The following is a 12,964-nucleotide window of genomic DNA, read 5'->3' on the forward strand; positions in this document are numbered from 1 at the left end:
CACCAAGATCCACGCACGCATCCAACACAGCACGAGGACGAACTCCATGGACCGGCTCTCCAACACCGTGCGCCCGTACGCCTGGGGCTCCACCACAGCCATCCCCGCCCTGCTGGGCGTCGCCCCCACCGGCGAGCCCCAGGCCGAGATGTGGATGGGCGCCCACCCCGGAGCCCCCTCCCGGATAACCCGCCCCGGCCCCGCCACCGCAACCGGCACCCCGCACCCCACCGAGCAGCCCCTCACCGACGTCATCGCCGCCGACCCGGTGGGCGAGCTCGGCCCGGCCGCCGTCGAGAAGTTCGGCCCCCGGCTCCCCTTCCTCCTCAAGCTGCTCGCCGCCGGAGCACCGCTCTCCCTCCAGGTCCACCCCGACCTCGCCCAGGCACAGCAGGGTTACGCCGACGAGGAGCGCCGGTCCGTTCCGATCGACGCCCCCCACCGCACGTACAAGGACGCCAACCACAAGCCCGAACTGATCTGCGCGCTCACCCCCTTCGACGGCCTGTGCGGCTTCCGCCGGCCCATCGAGGCGGCCGAGGCGATGGAGGCGCTGGGCGTCGACTCCCTCAAGCCGTACGCCGATCTGCTCCGCGCCCAGCCCGAAGAGGCCGCCCTGCGCGAGGTCCTCACGGCGATCCTCACCGCGGACCCGGCGCAGGTGGCGGAGACGGTGACCGCCGCGGCCGCCGCCGCGGAACGGCTCGGCGGCGCGTACGCCCCGTACGCGCGCATCGCCCACCACTTCCCGGGCGACGCGGGCGTCATCGCGGCCATGCTGCTGAACTACGTACAACTCCAGCCCGGCGAGGCACTGTTCCTCGGCGCCGGAGTCCCGCACGCCTACCTCGACGGCCTCGGCGTCGAGATCATGGCCAACTCGGACAACGTGCTGCGCTGCGGACTCACCCCGAAGCACATCGACGTACCCGAACTCCTGCGCATCGTCCGCTTCGAGGCCACCGATCCCGGGGTCCTGCGCCCCGAGGCGTCCCCGTCCGGCGAGGAGCTGTACGAGACCCCGGTCGACGAGTTCCGGCTCTCCCGCTTCGACCTCTCACCGGGCGGCGGCCCCGTCGACCTGACCGCGGCCACGCCTCAGATCCTGCTCTGCACAGCGGGCGCACCGCGGACCGGCGACCTCGGTCTCGTACCCGGCGACTCGGTCTTCGTACCGGCCGGCGAGAAGGCCGAAGCATCCGGTACGGGCACGCTGTTCCGTGCCACTGTGGTGGCCTGACGTACCGTCCGCACCATGGACTGCAACAATGTCCGGCCGTACCGCGGCCGCACGAGCCGCAGCATCGAACGAAGGGACACCAGGCACCCATGAGTGCGTCAGGCGGAACCAAGGCGATCGTGGCGGCGCTCGGCGCCAACCTCGCGATCGCAGTGGCCAAATTCGTGGCGTTCCTGTTCAGTGGCTCCTCTTCGATGCTCGCGGAGAGCGTTCACTCGCTCGCCGACTCGGGCAATCAGGGGCTGCTGCTGCTCGGCGGCAAGAAGGCCAAGCGCGAGGCCACCCCCCAGCACCCGTTCGGGTACGGGCGTGAGCGCTACATCTACGCCTTCCTCGTCTCCATCGTGCTGTTCTCGGTCGGTGGCATGTTCGCGGTGTACGAGGGCTACGAGAAGATCAAGCACCCGCACGAGATCGAGGCCTGGTACTGGCCGGTCGGCGTCCTGGTCTTCGCGATCATCGCGGAGGGCTTCTCCTTCCGGACGGCCATCAAGGAGTCCAACGAGACCCGCGGCGCGCTGTCCTGGACCGAGTTCATCCGGCGTGCGAAGGCCCCGGAACTCCCCGTCGTCCTCCTGGAGGACTTCGGCGCGCTCATCGGTCTGGTTCTCGCCCTCGCCGGCGTCGGCCTGGCCATCGGGACCGGCAACGGTGTGTGGGACGGCATCGGCACCCTGTGCATCGGCATCCTGCTGATCGCGATCGCGATCGTCCTGGCCGCCGAGACCAAGTCGCTGCTGCTCGGCGAGGCCGCCGGCACCGACCAGGTCGAGAAGATCAAGGCCGCGGTCGTGGACGGCGACACCGTCACCGGCATCATCCACATGCGCACGCTCCACCTCGGCCCGGAAGAACTGCTGGTCGCCGCCAAGATCGCGGTCCAGCACGACGACACGGCCACCGAGGTCGCCAACGCGATCAACGCCGCCGAGTCCCGCATCCGCGAGGCCGTCCCGATCGCCCGGGTCATCTACCTGGAACCGGACATCTACAACGAGGCCGCGGCCCGGTCCGGCACCAACCCGGCGAAGGACAACGCCATGGACGCCAAGGATCCCGCCGAGGAAGGAACCGACGCCGAGGGCCCCTCCGACCCGACCGGAACCAGCCACTGAACGCGCCGTACTCGCCTTCGCAGCCGCTCCCGGACCGGTGGGCTGGGAGCGGCTGGGCCGTTCGGTGTAGATTCGACGGCAGTGCCAGACGTCGCTGCTGATGGCGGTCGATCGGTCCGTAGCCACGGACCGGCCGAGGGAGAGAGGGCCTCCGACGGACTGCGCTGCGAGCCTCTCGGGCATTCGTGTGCCCGAGGCCGCAGAGCGCGCCCATCCACCCTCGAACCAACTGAGGAGCAGCCCGTTATGACGACGGTCGCCAATCGACAGGACTTCAAGGTCGCTGACCTCTCCCTCGCGGCTTTCGGCCGTAAGGAGATCAACCTGGCCGAGCATGAGATGCCCGGTCTGATGTCGATCCGTAAGGAGTACGCCGCCGCGCAGCCGCTGGCCGGTGCTCGTATCACCGGTTCGCTGCACATGACGGTGCAGACGGCGGTGCTGATCGAGACGCTGGTCGCTCTGGGTGCCGAGGTGCGCTGGGCCTCCTGCAACATCTTCTCGACCCAGGACCACGCTGCCGCGGCCATCGCGGTCGGCCCGACCGGCACCCCGGACGCCCCCGCCGGTGTTCCGGTCTTCGCGTGGAAGGGTGAGTCGCTGGAGGAGTACTGGTGGTGCACGGAGCAGGCGCTGACCTGGCCGAACACCCCCACCGGTGGTCCGAACATGATCCTCGACGACGGTGGCGACGCCACCCTCCTCGTCCACAAGGGCGTCGAGTTCGAGAAGGCGGGTGCCGCCCCGGACCCGTCGACCGCGGACAGCGAGGAGTACGCGCACATCCTCACCACGCTGAACCGCACGCTGGCTGAGGCGCCGCAGAAGTGGACGCAGTTGGCGTCGGAGATCCGCGGTGTGACCGAGGAGACCACGACGGGTGTGCACCGGCTGTACGAGATGCACCGGGACGGGACGCTGCTGTTCCCGGCGATCAACGTGAACGACGCGGTGACGAAGTCGAAGTTCGACAACAAGTACGGCTGCCGGCACTCGCTGATCGACGGCATCAACCGTGCCACCGATGTCCTGATCGGCGGCAAGACCGCGGTCGTCTGCGGCTACGGCGACGTGGGCAAGGGGTGTGCGGAGTCGCTGCGGGGTCAGGGTGCCCGGGTGATCATCACGGAGATCGACCCGATCTGTGCGCTGCAGGCGGCGATGGACGGCTACCAGGTGGCCACCCTCGACGACGTGGTGGAGCAGGCGGACATCTTCGTCACCACGACGGGCAACAAGGACATCATCATGGCGGCGGACATGGCCAGGATGAAGCACCAGGCGATCGTCGGGAACATCGGCCACTTCGACAACGAGATCGACATGGCGGGCCTCGCCGCCATCGACGGCATCGTCAAGGACGAGGTCAAGCCGCAGGTCCACACCTGGACCTTCCCCGACGGCAAGGTCCTCATCGTGCTCTCCGAGGGCCGCCTGCTCAACCTGGGCAACGCCACGGGCCACCCGTCCTTCGTCATGTCGAACAGCTTCGCGGACCAGACCCTGGCCCAGATCGAGCTCTTCACGAAGCCCGAGGAGTACCCGACCGACGTCTACGTCCTCCCCAAGCACCTCGACGAGAAGGTCGCCCGCCTCCACCTCGCCGCACTCGGCGTCAAACTCACGACGCTGCGCCCGGAGCAGGCCGCGTACATCGGTGTCGAGGTCGACGGCCCGTACAAGTCGGACCACTACCGCTACTGAGCCGCTGACCACGACGGCATGCCGGTGACCGGCCGAGGTCACCACCGGTCAGCGACGACCGGCCACCGGCATGTTCCGTGGAGCCGCTCCCGGAGCCCGCGGACGCGACAGCGTCAGCGGCCCCGGTGACTCAGCAGCACAGCGCAGCAGCTACGAACGCAGGCCCCCGCACCCCCGTGTCGGGGGCCTGCGCCGTACCGCACCCGCACAGCCCGAGGAACCCGAAGGACCCCATGCCCCGCGGCCGCTATTCGCTCCACGATCTCCACGACCACACCCCCCTCGGTGAAGAGCACTTCCACTGCGCCCCCGGCCCCTCCGGCTGGCGCTATGTCTCCCAGACGACCGCCCCGCCCGGCGACCACCTCGGATCCATCGATCTCACACTGGACGAACTCGGCCGCCCGATCCGTCTCGAACTCCACGCCGCGAGCTGGCAGGTCCGCGGCGCCGCCCTCGAAGGCGTCACCTGGGTCCGCACCGATCCGACCGGTACTCACGCCACCGAAGGCAATATCCGCGCCCACACCTTCACCGGCACTTCCCCCGCCTTCCTCGTCGCGACCGCTCGCTTGCTGCGCCTCACCCCCGATTCGCCCGCGACCCGTCTCCGCGTCGTCGCCTTCACGGATCCGGTCCTCGCCCCCCGTACCGTCGACCAGTCCTGGGCCCTGGTGAACAGTGAAGCGCACGCCACTGACAACGGGCCGCTGATCGTGGACGAATACCAGGTCAACGCCCTGGACACCGGCGAGCAGCACACCATCCACCTGGCCGGCGACGTGGTCCTCTCGGCCCCGGGCATCGAGCTGGAAGAGCTGGAATCCCCGCCTTCGGCCCGCTAGTGCCGTGAGGGGCACCAGCCCGCCCGGACAGGGCCGCCGGACATGCCCTATGCGGGCGGGGCGAACCCGGTGGCGGGCGGCGGCAAGGGTTCCGTCCCGGCAGCAGAGGCCCCCGGCGTAGGTGCACCGGGCGCAGCCCCCGAGCTCCGCGGCCCCTCACCCACGCTCGCACCGCTACCGCCGCGACCGGCGTCGCCCGTCGGGCCGGGAGCCCCCATGGGCCACCCCGTCCCCGTACCGCCGGGGCGGTCGGCGGAGGACCGGGAAGCGGCGAACATCCGGTGCGCGTCCCGGGCCTGCCGCTCGTTCACCACGGCTGCGAGGTACGCGGCGGCGGGCACGCCCACCGGGGCCGGAACCCCGGTCCACCCGGCCAGCTCCCCGGCCAGCCGAGCGGCCATGGCCCGGCCCACATCCGCGTCCAGCTGGTGCATCCGCGTCAGGCACTGCCGCACCGCCAGCCACAGTTCGTCCGGAACCGCCGACAGGTCCAGCCCGGCGAAACGTCCCACCAGCCAGGGCGGCGGAGGAGGAACAGAGGCGGACCGGCCCGCAGGCAGCCGCTCGCGTACGACGAGCGTCCCCGCGAAGACATCCCCGAGCCGCCTCCCGCGCGCCGAGACCAGCGACGCGATGGACGCGACCACCCCGAGCGTCATGAGGATCTCCACGACACCCATTGCCCCACGCACCAGCGCGTGCCGGAACCGGATCGGACCCCCGTCGTCCCGCACCACGCGCAGCCCGCACGCCAGCTTCCCCAGTGAACGGCCATGGCTGAGTGTCTCCACCGCGATCGGAGCGCCGACCAGCACCAGCAGGAACGTTGCCACGGAGACGGCGGCGAACGCCGCCGCGTCCAGCCCGGAGGTCGCCAGGGCCAGTCCGACCGAGACCAGGACGAACGCCGTCCCGACCACGACCAGATCGATGGACAGAGCCAGCGCGCGGCTCGGCAGTTTCGCCGGCCGCAGCCCCAGCACGACCGCGTCCCCGGTCACGAGCTCGCTCATCCCCGCCCACCCTTCGCCGTCCATCCCTGCCCCACCGGGCCACAGTCTGCCAAGCTGACCCGCAAACGCGCCGCAGCAGTACGGACCCGTACGCACCCATGCCTGGAGCAGCAGCCGACCATGGACCTCGACGTCTTCGTCAACGCCCACCGCAGCGAGTGGGACCGCCTGGACCACCTCCTGCACCGCGGACGCAAGCTCACCGGCGCGGAGGCCGACGAGCTGGTCGACCTCTACCAGCGCACGGCGACCCATCTCTCCCTGATCCAGTCCGGCGCCCCCGACCCGCTGCTCATCGCGCGCCTCACACAACTGGTGGCCCGTGCCCGCGCCACGGTGACCGGCACCCGCCGAGCCACGTGGCAGGACGCCGCGCGATTCCTCACCGCGGGTTTTCCCGCAGCGGTCTACCGCTCCCGGCACTGGTGGATGCCCACGGCCGTCCTCTCCACGCTCCTGGCCGCGTTGATCGGCTGGTGGATCGCGGTCCATCCGGAAGTCCAGTCGGCCATCGCCGCGCCGGAGGACCTGCGCCGCATGACCAGCCCCGGTGGCGAGTACGAGACCTACTACTCCAGCCACCCCGCGGCCTCGTTCGCCGCCCAGGTCTGGACGAACAACGCCCAGGCCGCGGCCATGTGCCTGGTGCTGGGCGCGTTCCTCTGCGTCCCGGTGATCTGGATCGTCTTCCTGAACGTGCTCAATCTCGGCATAGGCATCGGACTGATGTCCTCGGCCGGCCGGCTCGACACCTTCCTCGGCCTGATCCTTCCGCACGGACTGCTGGAACTCACCGCGGTCTTCGTTGCGGCAGGAACCGGGCTCCGACTGGGCTGGACGGTCATCGACCCCGGTCCGCGCACCCGGCGCACCGCCCTCGCGCAACAGGGCCGCGCCGCGATCGGCATGGCCATCGGCCTGGCCCTGGTCCTGTTCGTCTCGGGTGTCATAGAAGGCTTCGTCACCCCCTCCGACCTTCCGACCTGGGCCCGTATCGCCGTCGGAATCGCCGCCGAGCTGTCCTTCCTCGCGTACGTCTACATCCTGGGCGGCCGTGCGGCCCGCGCCGGCGATACCGGCGACGTTGCCGACACCGAACGGAGCGCCGAACTCCCGGTGGCCGCCTGATGTGCGTGCGCCTCTCCTGACCTGCTAGTCTCCTCCTCGCCCCAAAAAACCGTTGACACGGCGTACTGGGGGAGGTAGATTCCAACGGTTGCCTCGAACTGGACAAGTTCGGGCCCAGCAGTTAGTGTCATCTCGCTCTCGTCGGAAATCGAATTTCCGCAGAGCCATTGATTCCCACTCTTCGGATCACGAAGCCGATTAGTTCGGCCGAACTGCTTCTGATAAAGTCGAATCAGCCGAAAGGCAAGGCCACTTCAACGGCCACTGGAATTCAAATTCGAACCGGAAACGGAACGAAATCGAGTCTGGTAAGGTTGGAACCGCCGGAAAGGGAAACGCGAAAGCGAAGAACTGGAAAGCAAAATTGCGAGGCCCGCTTCGACCGGGAATCGGACACGAAAGAGTCTGATAGAGTCGGAAACGCAAGACCGAAGGGAAGCGCCCGGAGAAAAGCCCGATGAGGGTGAGTACAAAGGAAGCGTCCGTTCCTTGAGAACTCAACAGCGTGCCAAAAGTCAACGCCAGATACGTTGATACCCCGACCTGCTTCGGCAGGTTCGAGGTTCCTTTGAAAGTCCTGGCAGACCCACTTGTGGTTCTACCAGGCAATGCACATAGCGAGGACACAGTGAACGGTCGGTCTTATTCCGACTCGACTGTTCCGCTCTCGTGGTGTGATCCCCGATTACGGGAAAACATTCACGGAGAGTTTGATCCTGGCTCAGGACGAACGCTGGCGGCGTGCTTAACACATGCAAGTCGAACGATGAAGCCTTTCGGGGTGGATTAGTGGCGAACGGGTGAGTAACACGTGGGCAATCTGCCCTTCACTCTGGGACAAGCCCTGGAAACGGGGTCTAATACCGGATAATACTTTCTCTCTCATGGGGGAAGGTTAAAAGCTCCGGCGGTGAAGGATGAGCCCGCGGCCTATCAGCTAGTTGGTGGGGTAATGGCCTACCAAGGCGACGACGGGTAGCTTAGCCTGAGAGGGCGACCGGCCACACTGGGACTGAGACACGGCCCAGACTCCTACGGGAGGCAGCAGTGGGGAATATTGCACAATGGGCGAAAGCCTGATGCAGCGACGCCGCGTGAGGGATGACGGCCTTCGGGTTGTAAACCTCTTTCAGCAGGGAAGAAGCGAAAGTGACGGTACCTGCAGAAGAAGCGCCGGCTAACTACGTGCCAGCAGCCGCGGTAATACGTAGGGCGCAAGCGTTGTCCGGAATTATTGGGCGTAAAGAGCTCGTAGGCGGCTTGTTGCGTCGGTTGTGAAAGCCCGGGGCTTAACCCCGGGTCTGCAGTCGATACGGGCAGGCTAGAGTGTGGTAGGGGAGATCGGAATTCCTGGTGTAGCGGTGAAATGCGCAGATATCAGGAGGAACACCGGTGGCGAAGGCGGATCTCTGGGCCATTACTGACGCTGAGGAGCGAAAGCGTGGGGAGCGAACAGGATTAGATACCCTGGTAGTCCACGCCGTAAACGTTGGGAACTAGGTGTTGGCGACATTCCACGTCGTCGGTGCCGCAGCTAACGCATTAAGTTCCCCGCCTGGGGAGTACGGCCGCAAGGCTAAAACTCAAAGGAATTGACGGGGGCCCGCACAAGCAGCGGAGCATGTGGCTTAATTCGACGCAACGCGAAGAACCTTACCAAGGCTTGACATACACCGGAAAGCATCAGAGATGGTGCCCCCCTTGTGGTCGGTGTACAGGTGGTGCATGGCTGTCGTCAGCTCGTGTCGTGAGATGTTGGGTTAAGTCCCGCAACGAGCGCAACCCTTGTTCTGTGTTGCCAGCATGCCCTTCGGGGTGATGGGGACTCACAGGAGACTGCCGGGGTCAACTCGGAGGAAGGTGGGGACGACGTCAAGTCATCATGCCCCTTATGTCTTGGGCTGCACACGTGCTACAATGGCCGGTACAATGAGCTGCGATGCCGCGAGGCGGAGCGAATCTCAAAAAGCCGGTCTCAGTTCGGATTGGGGTCTGCAACTCGACCCCATGAAGTCGGAGTTGCTAGTAATCGCAGATCAGCATTGCTGCGGTGAATACGTTCCCGGGCCTTGTACACACCGCCCGTCACGTCACGAAAGTCGGTAACACCCGAAGCCGGTGGCCCAACCCCTTGTGGGAGGGAGCTGTCGAAGGTGGGACTGGCGATTGGGACGAAGTCGTAACAAGGTAGCCGTACCGGAAGGTGCGGCTGGATCACCTCCTTTCTAAGGAGCATCTAGATTCCGTAAGGAATTCAGAGCCACTACGCTTAGCAAATGTTCGGCGGTGGTCAGCTCATGGGTGGAACGTTGACTATTCGGCACGACAGGTTGTTTTTCACTAGTACTGCTTCGGCGTGGAATGTGGGAAGGGATCGGTCGGGTCGGGCACGCTGTTGGGTATCTGAAGGTACGGCCGTCATGGTCGTCCTTCGGTTGCTTACCCCAGTGCACTCACCTGGTTAAGGGTGGGGTGATGGGTGGCTGGTCGTTGTTTGAGAACTGCACAGTGGACGCGAGCATCTGTGGCCAAGTTTTTAAGGGCGCACGGTGGATGCCTTGGCACCAGGAACCGATGAAGGACGTGGGAGGCCACGATAGGCCCCGGGGAGCTGTCAACCAAGCTTTGATCCGGGGGTGTCCGAATGGGGAAACCCGGCAGTCGTCATGGGCTGTCACCCGCTGCTGAACACATAGGCAGTGTGGAGGGAACGCGGGGAAGTGAAACATCTCAGTACCCGCAGGAAGAGAAAACAACCGTGATTCCGGGAGTAGTGGCGAGCGAAACTGGATCAGGCCAAACCGTATGCGTGTGATACCCGGCAGGGGTTGCGCATGCGGGGTTGTGGGATCTCTTTTTCATAGTCTGCTTACTGTGAGACGAGTCAGAAACCGTTGATGTAGGCGAAGGACATGCGAAAGGTCCGGCGTAGAGGGTAAGACCCCCGTAGCTGAAACATTAACGGCTCGTTTGAGAGACACCCAAGTAGCACGGGGCCCGAGAAATCCCGTGTGAATCTGGCGGGACCACCCGTTAAGCCTAAATATTCCCTGGTGACCGATAGCGGATAGTACCGTGAGGGAATGGTGAAAAGTACCGCGGGAGCGGAGTGAAATAGTACCTGAAACCGTGTGCCTACAAGCCGTGGGAGCGTCGCGCGCCGAGTTTACTCGGTGCGTCGTGACTGCGTGCCTTTTGAAGAATGAGCCTGCGAGTTAGCGGTGTGTAGCGAGGTTAACCCGTGTGGGGAAGCCGTAGCGAAAGCGAGTCCGAATAGGGCGTTTGAGTTGCACGCTCTAGACCCGAAGCGGAGTGATCTAGCCATGGGCAGGTTGAAGCGGAGGTAAGACTTCGTGGAGGACCGAACCCACCAGGGTTGAAAACCTGGGGGATGACCTGTGGTTAGGGGTGAAAGGCCAATCAAACTCCGTGATAGCTGGTTCTCCCCGAAATGCATTTAGGTGCAGCGTCGTGTGTTTCTTGCCGGAGGTAGAGCACTGGATAGGCGATGGGCCCTACCGGGTTACTGACCTTAGCCAAACTCCGAATGCCGGTAAGTGAGAGCACGGCAGTGAGACTGTGGGGGATAAGCTCCATGGTCGAGAGGGAAACAGCCCAGAGCATCGACTAAGGCCCCTAAGCGTACGCTAAGTGGGAAAGGATGTGGAGTCGCAGAGACAACCAGGAGGTTGGCTTAGAAGCAGCCACCCTTGAAAGAGTGCGTAATAGCTCACTGGTCAAGTGATTCCGCGCCGACAATGTAGCGGGGCTCAAGCGTACCGCCGAAGTCGTGTCATTCACACATATAGGGCCAACGCCTGTGTGGATGGGTAGGGGAGCGTCGTGTGCCGGGTGAAGCAGCCGCGGAAGCGAGTTGTGGACGGTTCACGAGTGAGAATGCAGGCATGAGTAGCGATACACACGTGAGAAACGTGTGCGCCGATTGACTAAGGGTTCCTGGGTCAAGCTGATCTGCCCAGGGTAAGTCGGGACCTAAGGCGAGGCCGACAGGCGTAGTCGATGGATAACCGGTTGATATTCCGGTACCCGCTTTGAAACGCCCAGTACTGAATCAGGCGATGCTAAGTCCGTGAAGCTAGCCCGATCTCTTCGGAGTTGAGGGTAGTGGTGGAGCTTAGCGAACCAGACTTGTAGTAGGTAAGCGATGGGGTGACGCAGGAAGGTAGTCCAGCCCGGGCGGTGGTAGTCCCGGGGTAAGGGTGTAGGCCGTGTGGTAGGTAAATCCGTCACACGTTAAGGCTGAGACCTGATGCCGAGCCGATTGTGGTGAAGTGGATGATCCTATGCTGTCGAGAAAAGCCTCTAGCGAGTTTCATGGCGGCCCGTACCCTAAACCGACTCAGGTGGTCAGGTAGAGAATACCGAGGCGTTCGGGTGAACTATGGTTAAGGAACTCGGCAAAATGCCCCCGTAACTTCGGGAGAAGGGGGGCCATCACTGGTGATCGGATTTACTCCGTCAGCTGGGGGTGGCCGCAGAGACCAGCGAGAAGCGACTGTTTACTAAAAACACAGGTCCGTGCGAAGCCGTAAGGCGATGTATACGGACTGACGCCTGCCCGGTGCTGGAACGTTAAGGGGACCGGTTAGCTGACTTTCGGGTCGGCGAAGCTGAGAACTTAAGCGCCAGTAAACGGCGGTGGTAACTATAACCATCCTAAGGTAGCGAAATTCCTTGTCGGGTAAGTTCCGACCTGCACGAATGGCGTAACGACTTCTCGACTGTCTCAACCATAGGCCCGGTGAAATTGCACTACGAGTAAAGATGCTCGTTTCGCGCAGCAGGACGGAAAGACCCCGGGACCTTTACTATAGTTTGATATTGGTGTTCGGTTCGGCTTGTGTAGGATAGGTGGGAGACTTTGAAGCGGCCACGCCAGTGGTTGTGGAGTCGTCGTTGAAATACCACTCTGGTCGTGCTGGATGTCTAACCTGGGTCCGTGATCCGGATCAGGGACAGTGTCTGATGGGTAGTTTAACTGGGGCGGTTGCCTCCTAAAGAGTAACGGAGGCGCCCAAAGGTTCCCTCAGCCTGGTTGGCAATCAGGTGTTGAGTGTAAGTGCACAAGGGAGCTTGACTGTGAGACCGACGGGTCGAGCAGGGACGAAAGTCGGGACTAGTGATCCGGCAGTGGCTTGTGGAAGCGCTGTCGCTCAACGGATAAAAGGTACCCCGGGGATAACAGGCTGATCTTCCCCAAGAGTCCATATCGACGGGATGGTTTGGCACCTCGATGTCGGCTCGTCGCATCCTGGGGCTGGAGTCGGTCCCAAGGGTTGGGCTGTTCGCCCATTAAAGCGGTACGCGAGCTGGGTTTAGAACGTCGTGAGACAGTTCGGTCCCTATCCGCTGTGCGCGTAGGAATATTGAGAAGGGCTGTCCCTAGTACGAGAGGACCGGGACGGACGAACCTCTGGTGTGCCAGTTGTCCTGCCAAGGGCATGGCTGGTTGGCTACGTTCGGAAAGGATAACCGCTGAAAGCATCTAAGCGGGAAGCCTGCTTCGAGATGAGTATTCCCACCTCCTTTGAGGGGTTAAGGCTCCCAGTAGACGACTGGGTTGATAGGCCAGATGTGGAAGCCCGGTAACGGGTGGAGCTGACTGGTACTAATAGGCCGAGGGCTTGTCCTCAGTTGCTCGCGTCCACTGTGTTAGTTCTGAAATAACGAACGGCCGTGTTTTGTTCCGGTGTTGGTTAATTTCATAGTGTTTCGGTGGTCATTGCGTTAGGGAAACGCCCGGTTACATTCCGAACCCGGAAGCTAAGCCTTTCAGCGCCGATGGTACTGCAGGGGGGACCCTGTGGGAGAGTAGGACGCCGCCGAACTCCTTTTAATAGTTGAGCCCCGTGCCCTTGTGGCACGGGGCTTTTCTGCGTTCCCGACCAAAATGGGCTT

The 12,964-nt window shown here is 63.9% G+C and carries 6 protein-coding genes and 3 rRNA genes; 8 read left to right on the forward strand and 1 reads right to left on the reverse strand.

Annotated features, from left to right (window positions below; all coding sequences use genetic code 11):
• Window positions 1–46: 46 nt before the first annotated feature.
• From manA to RLT59_RS24360, 4 genes are all read left to right on the forward strand, one after another.
• Window positions 47–1,240, forward strand: a complete 1,194-nt coding sequence (manA, locus tag RLT59_RS24345; RefSeq protein WP_311305366.1) for a mannose-6-phosphate isomerase, class I — start codon at window positions 47–49, stop codon at window positions 1,238–1,240.
• A gap of 89 nt (window positions 1,241–1,329) precedes the next feature.
• The gene (locus RLT59_RS24350) at window positions 1,330–2,355 is read left to right on the forward strand and encodes a cation diffusion facilitator family transporter (protein ID WP_311305367.1); all 1,026 of its coding nucleotides are present in this window, start codon (window positions 1,330–1,332) and stop codon (window positions 2,353–2,355) included.
• 246 nt (window positions 2,356–2,601) lie between these two features.
• Window positions 2,602–4,059 (forward strand): adenosylhomocysteinase, encoded by a 1,458-nt coding sequence (ahcY, locus tag RLT59_RS24355; RefSeq protein ID WP_311305368.1) that lies wholly within the window; start codon window positions 2,602–2,604, stop codon window positions 4,057–4,059.
• 233 nt (window positions 4,060–4,292) lie between these two features.
• Complete coding sequence (locus RLT59_RS24360) at window positions 4,293–4,904, forward strand: hypothetical protein (protein WP_311305369.1); 612 nt, start codon at window positions 4,293–4,295, stop codon at window positions 4,902–4,904.
• A 47-nt stretch (window positions 4,905–4,951) separates the two neighbouring features.
• Here RLT59_RS24360 and RLT59_RS24365 read toward each other — a convergent pair whose 3' ends face one another.
• Window positions 4,952–5,917, reverse strand: coding sequence for an RDD family protein (locus RLT59_RS24365; protein WP_311305370.1), 966 nt, complete (start codon window positions 5,915–5,917; stop codon window positions 4,952–4,954).
• Between the two features lie 120 nt (window positions 5,918–6,037).
• Here RLT59_RS24365 and RLT59_RS24370 point away from each other — a divergent pair, with 120 nt between their 5' ends.
• From RLT59_RS24370 to rrf, 4 genes are all read left to right on the forward strand, one after another.
• Complete coding sequence (locus RLT59_RS24370; protein ID WP_311305371.1) at window positions 6,038–7,045, forward strand: stage II sporulation protein M; 1,008 nt, start codon at window positions 6,038–6,040, stop codon at window positions 7,043–7,045.
• A gap of 698 nt (window positions 7,046–7,743) precedes the next feature.
• Window positions 7,744–9,270, forward strand: a 16S ribosomal RNA gene (locus RLT59_RS24375).
• 301 nt (window positions 9,271–9,571) lie between these two features.
• Window positions 9,572–12,698, forward strand: a 23S ribosomal RNA gene (locus RLT59_RS24380).
• 79 nt (window positions 12,699–12,777) lie between these two features.
• Window positions 12,778–12,894, forward strand: a 5S ribosomal RNA gene (rrf, locus tag RLT59_RS24385).
• Together the 16S, 23S and 5S rRNA genes form the textbook arrangement of a ribosomal RNA operon.
• Window positions 12,895–12,964 lie beyond the last annotated feature (70 nt).

The sequence above is a fragment of the Streptomyces sp. ITFR-6 genome (assembly GCF_031844725.1).
Taxonomy (GTDB): Bacteria; Actinomycetota; Actinomycetes; order Streptomycetales; family Streptomycetaceae; genus Streptomyces.

What these genes read in the sequence shown, in the direction of transcription:
- ahcY (WP_311305368.1), top strand. Translation starts at nt 2,602, where the DNA reads ATGACGACGGTCGCCAATCGACAGGACTTCAAGGTCGCTGACCTCTCC.
- RLT59_RS24360 (WP_311305369.1), top strand. Translation starts at nt 4,293, where the DNA reads ATGCCCCGCGGCCGCTATTCGCTCCACGATCTCCACGACCACACCCCC.
- manA (WP_311305366.1), top strand. Translation starts at nt 47, where the DNA reads ATGGACCGGCTCTCCAACACCGTGCGCCCGTACGCCTGGGGCTCCACC.
- RLT59_RS24365 (WP_311305370.1), bottom strand. Translation starts at nt 5,917, where the DNA reads ATGAGCGAGCTCGTGACCGGGGACGCGGTCGTGCTGGGGCTGCGGCCG.
- RLT59_RS24370 (WP_311305371.1), top strand. Translation starts at nt 6,038, where the DNA reads ATGGACCTCGACGTCTTCGTCAACGCCCACCGCAGCGAGTGGGACCGC.
- RLT59_RS24350 (WP_311305367.1), top strand. Translation starts at nt 1,330, where the DNA reads ATGAGTGCGTCAGGCGGAACCAAGGCGATCGTGGCGGCGCTCGGCGCC.